The organism is Streptococcus oralis (assembly GCF_003943825.1).
GTDB lineage: Bacteria > Bacillota > Bacilli > Lactobacillales > Streptococcaceae > Streptococcus > Streptococcus oralis_CD.
The window spans coordinates 1-19,007 of sequence record NZ_RJNJ01000007.1; the positions used below are offsets into that span (position 1 = coordinate 1).

The 19,007-nt window shown below is 42.8% G+C and carries 20 protein-coding genes; 1 reads left to right on the plus strand and 19 read right to left on the minus strand.

Annotated elements, in window-relative coordinates; translation table 11 throughout:
• From pepF to ybeY, 14 genes are all read right to left on the minus strand, one after another.
• Window positions 1-1,601 (minus strand): oligoendopeptidase F (pepF, locus tag D8863_RS06810; protein WP_125441457.1); only part of this gene is annotated, 1,601 nt, incomplete at its 3' end.
• An 18-nt stretch (window positions 1,602-1,619) separates the two neighbouring features.
• The gene (locus tag D8863_RS06815; protein WP_125441458.1) at window positions 1,620-2,576 is read right to left on the minus strand and encodes a competence protein CoiA; all 957 of its coding nucleotides are present in this window, start codon (window positions 2,574-2,576) and stop codon (window positions 1,620-1,622) included.
• Between the two features lie 76 nt (window positions 2,577-2,652).
• A complete protein-coding gene (locus D8863_RS06820) occupies window positions 2,653-3,801 on the minus strand; it encodes a PDDEXK family nuclease (protein ID WP_125441543.1) in 1,149 nt (382 codons plus the stop codon).
• Window positions 3,802-3,987: 186 nt separating this feature from the next.
• A complete protein-coding gene (tehB, locus tag D8863_RS06825) occupies window positions 3,988-4,848 on the minus strand; it encodes an SAM-dependent methyltransferase TehB (protein WP_125441459.1) in 861 nt (286 codons plus the stop codon).
• Window positions 4,849-4,862: 14 nt separating this feature from the next.
• Window positions 4,863-5,330 carry an SsrA-binding protein SmpB gene (gene smpB / locus D8863_RS06830; protein ID WP_001051742.1) on the minus strand — a complete coding sequence of 156 codons (468 nt, stop codon included), beginning with the start codon at window positions 5,328-5,330 and terminating at the stop codon, window positions 4,863-4,865.
• Window positions 5,293-7,647, minus strand: coding sequence for a ribonuclease R (rnr, locus tag D8863_RS06835; RefSeq protein WP_125441460.1), 2,355 nt, complete (start codon window positions 7,645-7,647; stop codon window positions 5,293-5,295). The genes smpB and rnr overlap by 38 nt, the downstream gene beginning before the upstream one ends.
• Window positions 7,648-7,850: 203 nt before the next feature.
• Window positions 7,851-8,084: a preprotein translocase subunit SecG gene (gene secG / locus D8863_RS06840; RefSeq protein WP_000282514.1), complete on the minus strand. Its 234-nt coding sequence runs from the start codon at window positions 8,082-8,084 to the stop codon at window positions 7,851-7,853.
• Window positions 8,085-8,123: 39 nt separating this feature from the next.
• Window positions 8,124-8,273, minus strand: coding sequence for a 50S ribosomal protein L33 (rpmG, locus tag D8863_RS06845; protein WP_007519517.1), 150 nt, complete (start codon window positions 8,271-8,273; stop codon window positions 8,124-8,126).
• Window positions 8,273-9,472, minus strand: a complete 1,200-nt coding sequence (gene pmrA / locus D8863_RS06850) for a multidrug efflux MFS transporter PmrA (RefSeq protein WP_125441461.1) — start codon at window positions 9,470-9,472, stop codon at window positions 8,273-8,275. The genes rpmG and pmrA overlap by 1 nt, the downstream gene beginning before the upstream one ends.
• The gene (coaE, locus tag D8863_RS06855) at window positions 9,459-10,064 is read right to left on the minus strand and encodes a dephospho-CoA kinase (RefSeq protein ID WP_125441462.1); all 606 of its coding nucleotides are present in this window, start codon (window positions 10,062-10,064) and stop codon (window positions 9,459-9,461) included. Before coaE ends, pmrA begins: the two co-directional genes overlap by 14 nt.
• Complete coding sequence (gene mutM / locus D8863_RS06860) at window positions 10,064-10,888, minus strand: DNA-formamidopyrimidine glycosylase (RefSeq protein WP_125441463.1); 825 nt, start codon at window positions 10,886-10,888, stop codon at window positions 10,064-10,066. The genes coaE and mutM overlap by 1 nt, the downstream gene beginning before the upstream one ends.
• A gap of 48 nt (window positions 10,889-10,936) precedes the next feature.
• Complete coding sequence (gene era, locus D8863_RS06865; protein ID WP_000143281.1) at window positions 10,937-11,836, minus strand: GTPase Era; 900 nt, start codon at window positions 11,834-11,836, stop codon at window positions 10,937-10,939.
• 16 nt (window positions 11,837-11,852) lie between these two features.
• Window positions 11,853-12,248, minus strand: coding sequence for a diacylglycerol kinase family protein (locus D8863_RS06870; RefSeq protein WP_000378181.1), 396 nt, complete (start codon window positions 12,246-12,248; stop codon window positions 11,853-11,855).
• Window positions 12,229-12,726 carry an rRNA maturation RNase YbeY gene (gene ybeY / locus D8863_RS06875; RefSeq protein ID WP_000275169.1) on the minus strand — a complete coding sequence of 166 codons (498 nt, stop codon included), beginning with the start codon at window positions 12,724-12,726 and terminating at the stop codon, window positions 12,229-12,231. The genes D8863_RS06870 and ybeY overlap by 20 nt, the downstream gene beginning before the upstream one ends.
• A 104-nt stretch (window positions 12,727-12,830) precedes the next feature.
• Between ybeY and pavA the strand changes: the two genes are divergently transcribed.
• Complete coding sequence (pavA, locus tag D8863_RS06880; protein ID WP_125441464.1) at window positions 12,831-14,486, plus strand: Rqc2 family fibronectin-binding protein PavA; 1,656 nt, start codon at window positions 12,831-12,833, stop codon at window positions 14,484-14,486.
• A gap of 32 nt (window positions 14,487-14,518) precedes the next feature.
• On the opposite strand, the gene deoD is transcribed toward pavA, so the two are convergent.
• The 5 genes from deoD to D8863_RS06905 all read right to left on the minus strand — a co-directional run bounded on the left by deoD (window position 14,519) and on the right by D8863_RS06905 (window position 18,993).
• A complete protein-coding gene (deoD, locus tag D8863_RS06885) occupies window positions 14,519-15,229 on the minus strand; it encodes a purine-nucleoside phosphorylase (protein WP_000022091.1) in 711 nt (236 codons plus the stop codon).
• A gap of 469 nt (window positions 15,230-15,698) precedes the next feature.
• Complete coding sequence (locus D8863_RS06890; protein ID WP_049505716.1) at window positions 15,699-16,409, minus strand: type 1 glutamine amidotransferase; 711 nt, start codon at window positions 16,407-16,409, stop codon at window positions 15,699-15,701.
• 4 nt (window positions 16,410-16,413) lie between these two features.
• Window positions 16,414-17,223 carry a purine-nucleoside phosphorylase gene (locus D8863_RS06895; RefSeq protein WP_125441465.1) on the minus strand — a complete coding sequence of 270 codons (810 nt, stop codon included), beginning with the start codon at window positions 17,221-17,223 and terminating at the stop codon, window positions 16,414-16,416.
• A complete protein-coding gene (locus D8863_RS06900) occupies window positions 17,220-17,780 on the minus strand; it encodes a DUF1697 domain-containing protein (RefSeq protein ID WP_049505714.1) in 561 nt (186 codons plus the stop codon). Before D8863_RS06900 ends, D8863_RS06895 begins: the two co-directional genes overlap by 4 nt.
• A 1-nt stretch (window position 17,781) precedes the next feature.
• Complete coding sequence (locus tag D8863_RS06905) at window positions 17,782-18,993, minus strand: phosphopentomutase (protein ID WP_049505713.1); 1,212 nt, start codon at window positions 18,991-18,993, stop codon at window positions 17,782-17,784.
• Window positions 18,994-19,007 lie beyond the last annotated feature (14 nt).

Genomic DNA, 19,007 nt, shown 5'->3' on the forward strand with positions numbered 1-19,007 from the left:
TCAGCCAAGGCTGAAGCAGCTGCAAAACCTGTTGAATACTGATAAACATAGTAGTTATAGTAGAAGTGTGGAATGCGTGCCCACTCGTATTGGATTTGAGGATTATCTTCCTTGCTGAGTCCATAGTACTCTTGATTCAAATCAGCGTAGAGTTTATTGAGGAAATCACTTGTCAAGACTTCTCCATTTTGGTCTGCTTGATGGATAGCATGTTCAAACTCAGCGAATTGAGTTTGACGGAAGACTGTTCCACGGAAACCATCTAGGAAATTATTGAGAATAGCAAAGCGTGTTGCGTCGTCTTCTACTTCTTCCAATAATTTTTCTGTCAAGATATTTTCATTGGTCGTTGAGGCAATCTCCGCCAAGAAGATAGAATAATCTCCGTAAACATAAGGCTGATTTTCACGAGTATAGCTTGAGTGCATACTGTGGCCTGTTTCATGAACAAGGGTAAAAAGATTATCTAGATTATCCTGCCAGTTGAGAAGCATAAAGGCATTAGTGTCATAAGAGCCACCAGAATAGGCACCAGAACGCTTGCCTTGGTTTTCATAGACATCAATCCAACGCTCACTGAAGGCCCGTTTAACTCGGCTCAAGTAGTCTTCACCTAAAACCGCCAAAACTTCTTCTGCCTTTTTTAAGGCTTCTTCGTAGGTAAAGCTATAATCTACTGACGAGAGTGGTGTGTAAACATCATACATCTTGAGATCTGAAATCCCCAAGATTTTAGAACGAAGTTCTAGGTATCGATGCAAGAGTGGCAAATGCTTGCGAACTGCTACTACTAGATTGTCATAGACACTTTCTGGAACAAAGTTTGCTGCCAGGGCTGCATGGCGAGCACTCTTATAGTTGCGAACTTTTGCGCGGTAGTTTTGCACCTTAACATTTGTCTGCAAAGTCTTAGCATAAGTGTGTTGGAATTGCTCGTAAGTCGCATAAAGGGCTTCATAGGCACCACGACGCACTTCACGGTTTTTAGACTCCATCAAACGGATGTAAGTACCGTGTGAGAGTTGCACTTCATTGCCTTCATCATCAAAGATATATGGGAAGCTAATATCCGCATTGTCCAAAATAGCGAAGGTTTCACTAGAAGCGCCAAAGATTTCTCCTGCTCCAGCAAGTAATTCTTCCTCACGTTGCGAAAGAACATGGTCTTTCTTTTGCAAGAGCTTGTCAAAAAAGTGTTTGTAAACTTGGAGTTTTGGTTGAGCTTCTAGGAAGGCCGCATACTGCTCTTGGCTAATCTCCATAAATTCAGGTTCATAGAATGAAAAGGCTTGTTCTAACTGACTGTATAAGGTCATAGCCTTAGCATAGTACTCTTGATACTTGGCTTCACGCGTGTCCTGATCATTTTTCATATGCGCATAGACATAAAGCTTTTCAACTTGGCGTTCCAAGTCAAGTGAGAATTCTGTAATCTCAAGCAAACTGTCTGCACTATCCAAGAGATGCCCCTCATACTGAGATGCTGTTTGTACTTTTTCAGTTAAATCTTTCAAGGCTTCTTCCCAAGCCTGGTCTGTTGGGTAGATCGTTGAAAGATCCCATGTATCTTTTTCATTTATTTCATGTCGTTGTAATACCATAAGATTCCTCCATCCTTTCTATTTTACCACATTTTTTGAAAAATATAAGTGATAAAAGGCTGGTGGATAGAGGTTTTGGCGATTATTTTTCGGATTTTTTTGATAGTAAGCCTGAAAATTTCTATAATAGCTAGTCAAATCCGTTTCAATCTGCAAAAAATCACCTGATTCTATCGGTCTGACCTGAGGATACCAGTCATCTAGTTGACGGTTTAATAGATTGTCTCCTTGATGATAAGCTTCCTCCTGCTTCTTCATCCAGTAGGGCGTTTGGTAGTACAACTGTTGGCGAATGTAGTGGCAGATAGTGGTATCTTGCACAACTGCAAAACGAGGCAGTTTTTGTTTTTGATAAGGAAATCGTAGAACTTCCAAGAGATTTCCTTGTCCATAGGCAAATTCCTTGACCTGAAAATGAAGCTTGCCACGTAGGTCCTGATGCAAAAGGTATTTGAGTCTCAAAACTTGATTATTGTGATCTAGTTCCCAAACATAGAATCCCATATTTTGACTAAAATAGAGGAAGCCCCTTTGCAATTGTGTTAATCGCTCCTTTAACCAGAGTTTTTCTCCCAGTAGCCAGATAACTTGGTATCCCTGACTACGGTAGCCTTGACTTCTATCGCCTAAAAGTTTTTGGGACAAGGGGCTGCACTGAACCTCCAGAGCTAGTTTCCCATTGACGAGAACATCTGCTATCTGCTGAATCTCGGGCAGACTATATTCTAAGGCGACCTGATTGTCCTTCTTGACCCAATGATAAAGAGCCTCTTTATTTCCCAAGTGTTCTGGACTTTCATTTTCAAAAATAGCGATACAATCTCTTAAAGATTCATGAGCGAAATGCGTTCGAATGCTCTGTCCTTGGCGTAATCGTAGTCCGCCACCACAGGCTGGACAAGTATAAGCTTGCTTGGTCACATCTTTTTCGAGGGCATTTACCAATTTTCCCTTGGCATCTCTGGCTACAAACATGGTCTACCTCCTTTTCTCATTTATTCGAAAAAAAAGCAAAAAAGACTGGAATTCCAGCCTTTCATGATATTATTTCTCATCTTTTTTGTCTCTTAGAATATTTTCTCAGCATGGGAATGAGATTGGGAATCTGCTCACTTCTAATGACCAGCACGCCGTATTCTTGGCAGCGATTGGCATAAGCTGGATTGATTTTCCCCGTACAAACAATCAACTTGAGGCAACTCTCCCCAGCAAAATGATTGGCGTAAACTTCTAGTTCATTGATGGCTTCGACTGATAAATCTGTCATCTTGCAGGAGATAAAGGTAATCGAGCGTCCCTTTCTCAGAATGACATCAATCTCATTTTGAACATTGTCTGCCTCTGGAAAGATGCCATTCCAATCAATCTCACCACCTATCATGCACTCATCAAACAGCTGCGATTCAAGTGCCAAGAGATAGAGATATACCTCTAAAATATGTCCCTTGTTGCGGCAAAAGACTTGAGCTTCTTGACTTGGGAAGCTGTATGCTACTCGTTTTTTGTCCTCGCTTTCAATACAAAGCATCCCTGCTTCCACAAGTAAAGGAATAAGGGATTTTGGATAGTGATAATACCTGCCATTGTTTTCCAATATCTTTTCGGTATCAGCATGCAGGTCATTGGTCTTAGCTAGAGAGAAAAATTGGGTCACTTGATACCAGTGGGCAGGATTGGCAATGGCAGAGCTGGCTAGTTTTTTGATGGCTGCAATTTGCTGAACTGAGTGGATAGGGCGTTTTGATTTGAGGATTTTTCCACCACGCAAGGCTATCAGCTGTTGGATGCTTAGGGTTGGAATGTCCAAATCTTCTTTTTCTAACTGACCGGTTACCCACTTGTATTGTTTTCCCCGCTCGACATCCATGGCAACGATGGGGAGGTCCCGATCCAAGCCGTATTGATAGAGGGATAAGGCTAGTAGCGAATCCCCACCAAAAACATCAAGAAGAACCTGGTCATAGCCTGCTAGACAATAATCTAACTGGTCCGCTAGTTGTTCTAAGGATAACTGACGAAAGGTCACTCGTTGGATATGAGGCACCTCTTCCATGATAAACTGACGGAGAGAGACTTTCTCTTCATTGCTTATTTTCGACAAAGATAGAAAAAGAATCTCGTCACAATCACTGATAAAGGCTTGGTAGACATTCTTTTCCAATACATGCCGATCATACAATTCCACCAAAAGACTCGTCATTCGACCACCTCCATCATAAAGACTTTCTTGCGCTGAGATAGACAGTAACACACTTCTACTGCTCAGATTCCCTACTTCTAGTATAGCATAAAATCCTGCTCGCCCCAATCAACCAACGCAAACAAAAACGAATAGAAACCTTGCAAAGTGGTTTCTATTCGCTGGTATAGGTTTGATTTACTTGATTTACTTGATTTTTTTAGCTAGCATAGTCGCAAAGCGTAGTTGAATGCGATTACCATTTTCATCACGACGGTGCAGATGTCCTGGGTTTTCATTATACTTGACCAATTCCCAATCCTTGTAATAGTTCGCCAACTCCCCTTCTTTAAAGGTGAATGGGAAGTTGACTGAGCAAGGATAATCCTCCGTATCCATGGCACAGACGATAAGATTATAGCCACCTACCATGGTGTGCTCCTGCATATTTTGGATAATAGCTGGAATGCGGTCCGCTTGTAGGAACATCAGAACAACTGTTGATACGATGAAATCATAGTCTTGGCTAACACTGGCTGAATTGATATCGTATAGTCCTACAGGCATGTCTAAATCCTCTTGCTCTACGATGCTTTGCAAGATTTCAAGGGACAATTCATTTTGATCCACAGCTGTCACATCAAAACCTTGTTGTGCTAAGAAGAGAGAGTTACGGCCTTGACCACAACCCAAATCCAAGGCTCTTCCTGGTTTAACCGTCTGCATGGCCTCTAGGACCTCTGAATGGACTGAATTGGTCTGGTATTTCTTAGGAAAATAATCCTCAGGTTTACAATAAAATTCCAAGTACCACTCTACATCGTCTGTTGCAGCCTCTACTCGGTGCCAGGCTTGTGGTTGTGCCATAGGGTTGTCTGCTCCTGCTTCAAAGAGGTGTTCAGCTAGAACCTCACCATCTTCAGTCAGCTCAATAAACTTGAGAGCACCCTTCAACACAGTAATTTTTCCCCAAGTGCCGACCTTAGTATTGTGCTTTTGCTGGACAGCTTCTGGCATGGTCTGTTTATTCCACAAGGGCATCCGTTTATAGGCAATTAATTTTTCCATTTTACTTCCTCTTCTTAACGCTGGTTGACAGCTTTCATGACACGCGCGATGTCGCGGTTTTGTTCACGACGCTTGATCGACTCCCGTTTGTCATAGTCATGTTTCCCTTTGGCAAGTCCTAAAAGGAGTTTGGCGTAGCCGTCTTTTATATAGACTTTGAGGGGAACTAGGGTCATTCCTGTCCCTTTGGTCTCTTGTTCCAATTTTTGAATTTGCTTCTTATGGAGCAAGAGTTTGCGACGACGTTCCGGTTCCTGGTTCCAGATATTGCCCTCTTCGTAAGGAGCGATATGGACATTGCTCAACCAGACTTCCCCATTTTTTACTTGGGCAAAGCCGTCCTTGAGATTGATTCGTGCTGCTCGAACACTCTTGATTTCGGTTCCAGTCAGGACCATCCCTGCCTCTAGCGTATCTACGATTGTATAGTCGTGGTGCGCCTTTTTATTTTGTGCGACGACCTTTCCCTCGCCCTTTGCCATGCTTGGCTCCTTTCTTAGCTACTTCTTTGTAAAAAGGCTTCTTCCCCTTTTTCTTCTTGTCTTTTTGTGAATGTTTGTGCTTATCATTTGAGCGTCCTGATTTTCTCTTGTCTTCCTTCTTGTCTGAACGACGACTTGAACCATGACCTCTGTCTTTGCGCCCAGCTTGTTTCAAGCCTTTTTCGATGACATCAAACTCACTTGGAATATAAGAGAAATCAATCTCTCCCGTCATCTTATCCGCTCTTTCAACTCGAATGCGAATCTGCTGACCTACACGGAAGGTTGTTCCTGATTTCTCCCCACGGAGAGTCAAATCCCGTTCATTAAAATGATAAAATTCAGGCAAATTGGTAATGTGAATCAAGCCTTCGACTGTGTTTGGCAATTCAACAAAGAGACCAAATTTAACGATGCTAGACACAACCGCATCGTACTCTTCACCAACGTATTCTTCCATATACTCAGCTTTTTTCATGGCTTCGACTTCACGCTCTGCCTCGACAGCACGACGCTCACGGTTGGAAGACTGGGTTGCAATCTCTGGAATCACTTGCTCAAAATGCTCGGCTATTTCCTTAGAACGACCATAGTCCCGAATCATACGGTGAACAAGGAGGTCAGGATAACGACGAATCGGACTGGTAAAGTGAGTATAATAGTCAGCTGCTAGTCCATAGTGACCGTGATTGTGCTCCGAATAGCGAGCTTGTTGCATAGAACGGAGAAGCATCATGGACAATACATCCGCATAGGGTTCTCCCTCAACAGCACGCATGATGTCTTGAAGCGCCTCCTGGCTCATCTCACTGGCAGTCCCATAAATCCGCAAACCAAAGCTCGAAGCATAATCAATAAACTTCTGAACTTTTTCAGCCTTGGGCTCCTCGTGAATCCGATAAATGAAAGGTAGGTCCAGTTTACTAAAGTGCTCGGCAACCGTTTCATTAGCAATCAACATGAAGGACTCAATCATCCGCTCAGCAACACCACGCTGACGAAGAACGATATCCACAGGCTTACCCTTTTTATCCACTAGAATCTTTGCTTCGCTGGTATCAAAATTGAGAGCTCCACGTTTTTCACGCATGCTTTCTAGCCTTTCATGAAGCTTGGCCATGAGCTCAATACTAGGAACAATTTTCTTAAACTCTTGTCTCTTTTCCTCGTCACCTGCTAGGATATCATTAACAGCTCTATAGGTCATACGGAAGCTCGTCTTGATAACTGTTTGGGTAATGTTGTAGTTGACTACACGACCATGTTTATCAATCTCCATAATAGCAGACTGGGTCAAGCGATCTACTTGAGGATTGAGAGAGCAGATGCCATTTGACAAACGTTCTGGAAGCATTGGGACCACTCGGTCTGTTACATAGACAGAAGTCGCGCGGTTAAGGGCTTCCTTATCGAGTGCAGAACCCTCTGTCACATAGTAGGAAACATCCGCGATGTGAACACCGAGTTCGATATTGCCATTTTTCAAAGGCTTAATGTGAACTGCGTCGTCCAAGTCCTTGGCATCCGCGCCGTCAATGGTAAAGGTAAGCTCATCTCTTAAATCAAGACGCCCTTCCATATCCTTTTGAGACGGAGCTTCTGGTACACTTTCTGCCTCCTTGAGAACAGCTTCTGGAAATTCTGAAACAATATCCATGGATTCCAAGACTTCAAGAACGTCAATCCCAGCATCAGTCGAGTGCCCCACCACGTCCAGAACACTAGCGACAAAGAAATCATGTTTCTTACTTGGGTATTTGTCGATAAAGACCTTGAGAACTTCAGTACCTTCCAACTTGATAGCCGGTTTCTTCACATAAATCGGTTGGCTGATTTTCTGATTCTTTGAACGAATGTAGCCCGCATACTTGGGCTTTTCCTGATCCAGAACGATTTGCCCGACAACTGTTGTCAGGCTATTCTCTAGGATATCGATAATTTTGGCTTCTGCAGCTGTTCCCTTGTTGCGGTCAGCGACTTTCTTGATGACCACCTCTACGGTATCACCATCAATGGCATAGTTGACATCGTTTTTTCCTACAAAAAGGTCGTCCTCTTCGCCTTCTAGACTGACAAAGCCAAAGCCGTTTTTATGGGCATGAAAAATCCCTTTGAGGGTAATTTCATGTTTCTTCTTTTGGTCCAGACATAAACTACCATCATCTTCAAAACGGATCTGGTGCTTTCTTTCCATCAGAGACAGGGTTTTAATCAACTCACGGAAATCCTTGGACCCATCCTTTCCGAGAGACTGAGCCAGGTCATTTACCGTCACTCGCCCCTTCTCTTGCAAATATTCTTTAATTTTATCTTTCATGTTTTCTTTCTAGATTTTTTAATTTTCTTTTACTGTAAGACCTTCTCAAACATCATTTAATACTCAATAAAAATCAAAGAGCAAACTAGAAAGCTAGGCGCAGGCAGTACTGGAGTACGACAAGCCGACGCTGACGTGGTTTGAATTTGATTTTTGAAGAGTATAAAAATAAAAATAGGCAAAGACCTAGTCCTGCCCATTTCTTATCTACTTGATAATACCGTCAATGCTAAGGCAATGGCTAGCCAGAAAAAGACTAAAATACCTGTCAAACGTTGCATCACAGCTTCAAAACCACGAGCTTTACTACGTTCAAACAAATCGCCTGCGCTGGCATCAAATACATTGCTGGATTGGTTCTTAGTTGGTTGCATGAAAATCGCAATCACAATCACAACAGATAATACTAATAAAATGGTTAATAATAGGTTATACATATCAAACTCCTTAAAATCCCTATTATTTTACCATAAATTCTACTTAGATTCAAGATGTAAAGTTACTTTTCTTTCCTTTGGACAATATTTTAACACCTCAATCTTGTCTGGATGAGTTTTGGAGTTCTTACTGGTTAGATAATTCATGCTACCACAAGAGGAGCACTTGAGATTGATTTTTACTCGCACTAGATTTCCTTTACTTTTAATAATGATCTAAATTGCACTATGTTACATAAACAACTGAAAGCTACACAGGCTGCTGTCGCATAAAAGACAGCATGGTAGCCCAAATATCCTGCAACTGCAGATCCCGCCATAGGTCCAATCACTCCACCGAGGTAAAAAAAGACTTGGTTGAAGGCGAAAATCCTTGAAATACCTGATTTTGGAGTCATTTTGCTGAGAAGGGCATTGACTCCCGGTATGAGAGCTCCCGTTCCCAAACCAAAGAGAAAACGATACAAGCCAAGTTGAAGGGGGCTGGTCGCATGGGCACAAAGAAGGTAAATGATGACGGAATAAATCTGCGCTGCAACTAACAATCGATGATTCCCTACCTTATCGCCAAGTTTTCCTAGAATTCCAGCACTCATCATGCTAGAAAATCCCATGCTGGATACGATTAATCCAGATACAAATAGGAGATTCTCAGTTTGCCCTAAGTCCCGCACATAGAGAGCTAGAATGGGACCAATTGATTGAGCTGAAAATTGAATGACAAAGCTCGTCAAAAATAGGTTCGCTAAAAGCCTAGGATACTTGAAAGAAGAAAATACTTCTTTCGTTGGGATAGCCTTCTCCTTAGCCACTGGCTGAAAATCTTCCTTGATAAAGAAAATGGTTAGGATTGCAGCTAAAAATAAGAAAGCACCTACCAATAAAAAGACATTACGAATACCAAAAATTTCAGCAACCAAGCCTCCAACAAAGGGACCCGTCAGTGTTCCTGCAACAACACCTGTAGATAAAGTCCCCAGAGCCGCTCCAGACTTATCTTTGGGTACCTGACTAGCAATTAAGGCCGTTGCATTGGGGACAAAACCAGTAAATACACCATTAAGCAAGCGCAGAAAGAGTAGCCAATAGATATTTGGCACGAAGGACAATCCTCCCATAGTGATGGTCATGGCAAGCCCAGCTCGAATCATCATGGGCTTTCGACCGTACTTGTCAGCAAGAATACCCCAGATAGGAGAAACTAGAGCTGCTGAAACAGCCGAAACTGAGATGGCTAATCCAGCATAAAAAGCAACTTGGTCCCCTTCAATTCCCAACTGCTCTACAAAGATAGGCATGAAAGGAACGACCAAGGAAATGCTGGCCCCCGTTAAAAAACTACCAAACCAGGCGACACGAAGATTCTCTTTCCAACTAATCTCTTGCACAGCTATCGCCTCCTTCAAGTAACTTCACTACTTGAGCCACAAGCTGATCACGACTGCGATTATTGTCTAATATATAGCTCGCCAATTTTTTCTTTTCTTCTAAAGACCATTGGGCGGCCAAACGGGACTCTGCTACTTCCTTAGAAAGATGATCCCGTTTCATGAAACGTTCCACCTGAACATCACGGTCCACATAGACCAGCCACGTTTCATCAAACCAAGCACTGTAGTCCTGTTCAAAAAGCAGGGGAATATCCATGAAAAAAACCGTTTCTGTCTGAGCTAACTGGTCTCTCAGTGCAGCCAATTCCTCACGAATAATCTCTCCTTGGGTTTGTTTAGACCATTCCCGCTCCTCAGGATTTGAGAAGATGAGACTAGCTAGGAGAGGGCGATTGAGTTCTCCATTTTCTAAGATAATTTCCTGCCCAAAGTGTTGAACCAAGAGCTGATAAAGACGACCACCAGGTTTTTGTAGCTGGTGGACGACTGCGTCAGCATCGACCACTTGGAAGCCTTTTTGTCTTAGAAAATTTGTCACAGTTGACTTACCAGAGGCAATTCCTCCTGTGATTCCGATGATTTTTCCCATCAGCCCCTCCTTTGACACTGAGGACAAAAATGAGTTCCTCGTCCACCGAGCTGGAATTTCTCAATCGCTGTCCCACAGCGGGAACATGCTTGTCCAGTCTTATCATAGACCTGATGGAAATTCTGCATGGTTCCGTCTTCCCCAAAGGCATTGGTATAGGTCCGAATGGTAGAGCCGCCTTTTTCAACAGCCTGACCCAAAACAGCAATAGTCTGGTCATGGATGGCCGACGCTTCTTCTGCCGTCAAAGTCTGGGAAGGTCTAGCTGGATGGACCTGCGCTCGCCAAAGAACCTCATCCACATAGATATTACCAAGGCCAGCTACCAAGGTCTGGTCTAAAAGGTGTGATTTGATAGGCTTTTTAGACTTGGCTAGGTCAGCTTGAAAGACCTGTAAATCAAAGTCCTGTTCTCTTGGTTCAGGACCTAGTTTCTTAGAAATAAAGTAGGTTTCCAAAAGGTCGGGTGCCAATAGTTCCATAGTACCAAACTTGCGCACATCCTCATATACAAGAGTGCCACCATCCTCAAACTGGAAGAAAATATGAGCATGCTTGCGTTCAGGAACCTGATCCGGATAGTAAAAATACTTGCCCTCCATCCGTAGATGCGAAATCAAGACCTTGTCTGTCAAGTAGAAAAGCAAATATTTTCCACGGCGTCCCATGGACTCGATAATCTGATCAGGTACTTCCTTTTGAAACTCGTCCAAATCTGTCTTAATCATCTTGGGATAACGAATTTCTATACTCGAAATCTTCTTTCCGAAGATCAATTTTTCTAAGCCACGACGAACCGTTTCAACCTCAGGTAATTCAGGCATAGTTCCTCCTTCTGTAAAAACAAGAAGCAGGCATGAGCCCACCTCTACTTAGTATTCTTTTTCATTATAGCCAAAGTCAGCCAAATCTAGCTTTTTATCACGCCAGTTTTTCTTGACCTTGACCCAAGTTTCTAGGAAAACCTTGTCCCCTAGCATGAGTTCGATATCACGACGGGCCATGGTCCCAATTTTCTTAAGCATGGCGCCACCTTTACCGATGATGATACCTTTTTGACTATCACGCTCCACCATGATGGTTGCACGGATATGAACCTTGTCTGTCTCTTCATCACGCTTCATGGAGTCAACTACCACTGCAACTGAGTGAGGAATCTCTTCTCGAGTTAGGTGCAAGACTTTCTCACGAATCATTTCTGAAACCAAGAAACGCTCAGGATGGTCTGTGATTTGATCAGATGGGAAATACTGGAAACCTTCCTCTAGATTTTCACTCAAAATATCGATTAGTCGAGAAACGTTATTTCCCTGAAGGGCTGAGATAGGAACAATCTCCTTAAAGTCCATCTGGTTACGGAAGTCATCAATCTGAGACAAAAGTTGGTCTGGATGAACCTTGTCAATCTTATTCACCACCAGAATCACAGGAACCTTGGCGGCTTTCAGACGCTCGATAATCATGTCGTCGCCCTTACCACGTGGCTCATCAGCTGGCACCATGAATAGAACAGTATCCACTTCACGAAGGGTGCTGTAGGCTGATTCCACCATGAAATCTCCAAGAGCTGTTTTTGGCTTGTGAATCCCCGGTGTGTCGATAAAGACGATTTGCTCCTTATCCGTAGTGTAAATCCCCATGATTTTATTGCGCGTTGTCTGCGCCTTGTCACTCATAATGGCAATCTTTTGCCCCATGACGTGATTTAAAAATGTTGACTTCCCAACATTGGGACGTCCCAAAATAGCTACAAAGCCTGATTTAAACGTCATAATTTCCTCTTAGTGTTTAAAATAGTATATCCCAAATGCGTGGGAGAAAGATAAGTGCACCTGTCACTGCAGCAAAAAGAGAGACAACTAGCACGGCTCCTGCTGCCATGTCCTTGGCTTTCTTTGCCAACATAGAAAAGTGATAGTGACTGGCTAGATCCACCACATTTTCAATAGCAGAGTTAATAATTTCAAAGGCTACTACCAAGAAAATGCTCATTAGCAGAAAGAGCCATTCAATGCGTGACACCTGAAAAACAAAACCTGCAAGGATGACTACTAGAGCCGTCACTGCATGTTTTCGCATATTGCGTTCTTCCTTGAAAGCAGTCAGAATTCCTGTGAGGGCAAATTCTAAACTAGATACCAGGTCACGATTTTTCCATTTTCGTTTATTGTCTTGTGAGTCCATAGGCTGTCAAAATTTCTTCTTGTAAACCGAACATCTCCGCTTCTTCTTCCGGAGTGTAGTGATCGTAGCCGTTAATGTGTAAAAAGCCGTGTACTGCTAAGAAGCCCATTTCACGCTCAAAGCTGTGACCGTATTCCTCAGCCTGCTCATGCGCTTTATCGATAGAGATGAACAGTTCCCCAATATAGGCATCAAACTCAGACATCATTTCTGCCAATTCTGGATTTTCCAGCAAATCCTCTTCGTCAAAGGCAATGTCCAACTCTGGCTTATATTCAAGGCTGATGACATCCGTCGGACGATCGGTATCACGGTACTCGAGATTGAGTTCGTGGCTACGCTCGTTGGTCACAAAAGTGACTGCCATCTCCTTGTCTTCTTTTCCTATTTTTTGGGCTGCAAATTCCAAAATTTCTTGGGTTTGTTGCAAGATTTCTTGTGAAACTTGACCAGTTTCATCTACCATTTCAATATACATGTACTTCTCGATTCTCTTTACTTGGCTTTATTATACCATATTTCCATGATTTTATTCTACCTTTTTGATATAATACTATGGAATACAATCACAAGGAGAGAACGATGTCATTTGACGGATTTTTTTTACATCACATGGTTGAGGAATTGCGAAGAGAGTTGGTCAATGGTCGCATCCAGAAAATCAATCAACCTTTTGAACAAGAGTTGGTCTTGCAAATCCGCAGCAACCGCCAAAGCCATCGCCTGCTCCTCTCTGCCCATCCCGTTTTTGGTCGCATTCAGCTAACCCAAACGACTTTTGAAAATCCAGCCCAACCTTCGACTTTTATCATGGTTTTGAGAAAGTATTTACAAGGCGCCCTGATTGAATCAATTGAGCAAGTGGAAAATGACCGTATCGTGGAAATCACGGTTTCCAATAAAAATGAGATTGGGGACCATATTCAGGCTACCTTGATTATCGAAATCATGGGGAAACACAGCAATATTCTCCTCGTCGATAAAAGTAGCCATAAAATCCTCGAAGTCATCAAACATGTCGGCTTTTCGCAAAATAGCTACCGCACCTTACTTCCAGGATCGACCTATATCGCTCCGCCAAGCACCGAGTCTCTCAATCCTTTTACTGTCAAGGATGAAAAGCTCTTTGAAATCCTGCAGACCCAAGAACTGAAGGCAAAAAATCTTCAAAGTCTCTTTCAAGGTCTGGGACGCGATACGGCAAATGAATTGGAAAACATTCTTGTCAGTGATAAACTGTCTACTTTCCGAAACTTCTTCGGGCAAGAAACCAAGCCTTTCCTAACGGAGACTTCTTTCAGCCCAGTTCCTTTTGTAAATCAGGTGGGAGAGCCTTTTACCAGTCTTTCTGATTTGCTGGACACCTACTATAAGGATAAGGCAGAACGCGATCGGGTCAAACAGCAAGCCAGTGAACTGATTCGTCGTGTTGAAAATGAACTTCAGAAGAATCGACATAAGCTTAAAAAACAAGAAAAAGAGTTATTAGCGACAGACAATGCTGAGGAATTTCGCCAAAAAGGGGAATTGTTGACAACCTTCCTCCACCAAGTGCCTAATGACCAAGACCAGGTTACCTTGGACAACTACTACACCAATCAACCTATCACCATTACGCTTGATAAGGCCTTGACTCCCAGTCAGAATGCCCAACGCTATTTTAAACGCTACCAGAAACTCAAAGAAGCTGTCAAATACCTGACTGAGCTGATTGAAGAAACCAAGGCAACCATTCTCTATCTAGAAAGTGTGGAGACCGTGCTCAACCAAGCTGGACTAGAAGAAATCGCTGAAATACGTGAAGAATTGATTCAAACAGGCTTCATTAGAAGACGCCAACGCGAGAAAATCCAGAAACGCAAAAAACCAGAACAGTATCTGGCGAGCGATGGCAAGACCATCATCTATGTCGGACGAAACAACCTGCAAAACGAGGAATTGACCTTTAAAATGGCCCGCAAGGAGGAACTCTGGTTCCATGCCAAGGACATCCCTGGAAGCCACGTCGTCATCTCAGGAAATCTTAATCCTTCTGATGAAGTCAAGACAGATGCGGCCGAACTAGCTGCCTACTTCTCCAAAGGGCGTTTGTCAAATCTCGTGCAGGTAGATATGATTGAGGTTAAAAAACTCAACAAACCAACAGGTGGCAAACCTGGCTTTGTAACCTACACAGGACAAAAGACCCTCCGCGTTACACCAGACCCAGAAAAAATCGCATCTATGAAAAAATCCTGATTTCAAATGAAATCAGGATTTTCGTTTACATTTTACTCTGCAATCAAGGTTTCCAAACCAACCTTCATCATATCGGTGAAGGTATTTTGGCGTTCTTCTGCCGTAGTGTCTTCATCTGGATTGACCAAGCTATCAGAAATGGTCATGATAGCAAGTGCGTCAACGTGGTGTTGGGCAGCAAGATAGTAAAGAGCTGCTGCTTCCATTTCCACAGCCTTGACTCCCCATTTACCAAGCTCGATGTTCTTTTCAAAGTAGTTTGAGTAAAAGACATCTGATGACAAAACGTTCCCAACGTGGGTGGTCATACCAAGTTCTTTGGCGATATGGTAGGCCTTGTCTAGCAAATCAAAACTAGCGATTTGTGGAAAATCATACTGTGGCCAGTCGTTGCGGATAATGTTTGAGTTGGTTGCAGCCGCCTGCGCCAAGACCAATTCACGGACATGAACATCTTCATTTAATGAACCCGCAGTTCCCACACGGATCAATTTCTTTACACCATAGTCCACAATCAACTCACGCGCATAAATCGAAATGGAAGGCATCCCCATCCCAGTTCCCATGACAGATACACGGTGACCCTTGTAAGTACCAGTGTAACCAAACATGTTACGCACTTCATTAAAACAAACAGCATCTTCAAGGAAATTCTCCGCAATAAATTTCGCACGAAGAGGATCCCCAGGAAGAAGAATTTTATCAGCAATTTCACCCTGCTGAGCAGCAATATGGATAGACATAATATAAGATACCAAACCCGTCAAAAAGCGAAGGGAAAATAGGAGTTGGGCGCAGTGAGCGATGCTCGCTAGACCAACTATCTTTTTCCCACTGCTTTTAGGGTGGGTTCAATTCCTTTCTTTCTTAATTTTGATGATATTGAGAAGACTAGACCGGCTTCAATTCAAAACCGAACCATCCTCTCTATGTTTTTAGAAAAGTTTTCCGCTCGTGTTCAAATTAGAACACTTCGCTCTACCTTTCTTTTTGTATATTTAGGATAGCGACAGTGAACAAAGTAAAAATAGGAAACTGACGACGCATCACAGATGCTAGACAGTTTATCTTTTTTACACAGTTCTCCGCCCGTATTCAGTTCAGCAAATACGGTTTACCCATCCTTTCTTTCTTGATTTTAAAATTAAATATTTCACAGAACAATTAGCCCGAGTTTGACTATAACTCAGATACTCTGCCTTTCTGTAGTTCCTAGTTTACCAATGAATCTAAAAATGCATACAGTTTTGCATTCATTTCAGAATAATCGTTTCCACGTAATTCTTCTGGTGTTTGAACAAAAGGCAACTTTTCACTTTGCTCTCTTAATTTCTCCTCACCATCCGCAACAATCAATAATTCTACTGCGTCTGGATCAAATTCCAAATGAGCCTGAAAGGCATAATGTTTCGGACTGAAGCGAATAATTTGGCGTGGACAACCTTGACTGGTCGCCAAGACGACAGCTTCATCTGTCAGTCCTGGCATATCACCGTGCCAGTGGCCGGTTTCTATGTTTTTTCCGAACAAGCTGACATGAGGATCTGTTAGACCTTGCATCGTCAATGTCACAGGATAAACGCCGATCTCGCGCTCTGGACTATGTTCATACTTCGCACCATAGGCGACAGATAGGAGTTGCGCACCAAGACAGACACCAACAATATAGATATCTGCAGCAATCGCTTCTTTCATAAAAGCAAGCTCAGCCTTTGGATCATAGTATGGGAAGTTTTCTCTATCCTCATCAGGTGATTGAGGACCACCCATGACAATCAGAAAATCAATCCCGTCAATTGTTTCAGGAAGAGGTTTTTTTTCATAAACCTTTGTTGATGTAATTTGATGACCTCGTTCTATAGCCCATTTTAGATATGCGCCTGGAACCTCAAATGTCTCATGTAAAATAAAGTGAACTCTCATGACATTACAATTCAGCAAGAATCGCTTTCAGCAAGCCTTTGAAGTCGCCTTTGACACGTTCAGTCACTTCTACAACCTCTTCGTGATTGAGTTCTTCTTGGAAACCAGCAGCATGGTTCGTAATACATGAAATACCGAGAACTTTCAAGCCTGAGTGGGCAGCCACAATAACTTCAGGAACAGTGGACATACCAACTGCATCTGCTCCCAGTGTCTTATAGGCACGGATTTCTGCTGGAGTTTCATAAGTCGGACCTGTTACACCAATATAGACACCTTCATCAAGCTTGATACCAAGTTTCTTAGCCACTTCATGGGCAGTAGCACGGTATTCTGGTGTGTAGGCTTTAGACATATCAGGGAAACGTGGACCAAAGTCATCCAAGTTTTCACCCATCAATGGATTTTGACCTGTCATGTTGATATGGTCTGAGATAGCCATCAAAGTACCAGGACCATAGCCAATACCACCAGCTGCATTGGTTACAATAACACCTTCACATCCGAGTACTTTCATCACACGAACTGGGAAAGTCACGACCTCAAGAGGATTGCCTTCGTAGAAATGGAAGCGTCCTTGAAGAGCCAAGACCTTGCGCCCTGAAAGTTCACCATATACCAATTTCCCAGCGTGTCCGACGACTGTAGAGCGACCCCAGTTTGGAATGTCTGCATAGTCTACTACAACTGGATTTTCGATTTCTTCTGCCAATTCTCCAAGTCCTGATCCAAGGATTAGACCGAACTCAGGCGCTTGGATTCCCTTGTCTTTCAGGAAAGCAGCTGTTTCCTTGATTTTATCTAAAAATATCATTGTGTGTCTCCTTTATTATTTTTTAACATTTGACCGATTTTGTCAAAGGTTTTGGCATTGCGAATGGTGATGTTGCGATAGAAAGGCATCTTGAGCAAGTACTTGTGATAGGCAGTTGCATAGTAAGATTCTTCAGAGAATTTCCCCCAGAAAATCCCAAGTCTTCCAAAATGAACCACTTCATCTTTCAGTTCCAAACTGTTCACTTTCTCGATGACTTGATCCACATCCAAGTTCTCCGTGTAGAAGAGCACATCTTTTCGAGCCAAGTCTTTGGACCACCAATCTGGCAGATTCTCCAGCTCTGCTTCATAGTCTTCCTGACTCAGCAAGGAAAAGCTCTGAATAAATGGATAATGGACTTCAAAGAAAGTCTCTAACTTTTCAACCAATTGGGCTTTGTCATCTGTCGAAGTAAAGAAAATATTGCCACTGTTGATGTAGGTTTCAACTTTTTCCAGTCCCAACTTTGTCAATTCTTGACGAAGCTCCGCCATGACAACCTTATTCTTCCCACCGACATTAATGCCCCTTACCAGTAAAGCATATCGCGTCATCTTATACCAATTTATCTAAGAAACTTTCACCAATCATGGCAGTTTCAACACCAAAGTTATCCGCAACTGTTGCTGAGATATCTGCAAAATGTCCAACTGGAATGACACCATTTCCTTTAAAGGAAGGACTGTAAGCCAAAAGTGGAATATATTCGCGAGTGTGGTCTGTTCCTGCATAGGTTGGGTCATTTCCATGGTCCGCAGTAATCAAAAGAAGGTCATTTTCTCTCATTGCTGCGATAATTTCAGGCAAGCGCTCATCAAACTCATGCAAGCAATCACGGTAACCATGAGCATTGCGGCGGTGTCCATAAAGGGCATCAAAGTCAACTAAGTTTGTGAAAGAGAATCCTTTTTCAAACTCAGCAAGTCCCATGGTCTTCAATAATGTATCAATTCCGTGGCTGTTTGACTTGTTGTGACCCATGTCGTGGTTGATACCAGCGCCGTTAAAGATATCGTTGATTTTACCAACAGCGTAAGTATCGATACCTGCTTCGTTCAATTTATCCAAAACGGTTGGTGCAAATGGAGAAACGGCTAAGTCACGACGATTTGCTGTACGAGTGAAGTTTCCTGGCTCACCAACATATGGACGGGCAATGATACGACCTAGAAGAGCAGGACGCTCAAGGGTAATCGAACGAGCGTATTCACAGATACGGTACAATTCATCCAAAGGAATGATGTCTTCGTGGGCAGCAATCTGCAAAACAGGGTCAGCTGAAGTATAGATAATCAACTCCCCAGTTTTCATCTGACGTGGTCCAAAATCATCGATAACAGCTGTTCCTGAGTATGGTTTGTTGGCTTCACGAATGACCTTGCGTCCTGAAAATTCTTCGATCTTTGTCAAGATTTCTTCTGGGAATCCGTTCCAGAAAGTATCGAAAGGCTCGGTAATGTTGAGTCCCATGATTTCCCAGTGACCAGTCATGGTATCCTTACCAAGGGAAACTTCTTCCAATTTTGTTGCATAACCTGTTGGATTGCTTTCAGCTGGAACAGTCTTCAGCGGCGTTTCGCGAGGAATATTTCCTAGACCGATTTTAGCCATGTTTGGCACATTCAAACCAACTGTTTTGGAAATGTGTCCTAGTGTGTCAGAAGCTCCATCTGGAACCCCTGCATTGACAAAGTTATTGGCATCTGGTGCAGCACCAATTCCCACAGAATCCAGTACCACCAAGTGAATACGATTAAATTTTGACATAGTGTATCTCCTTA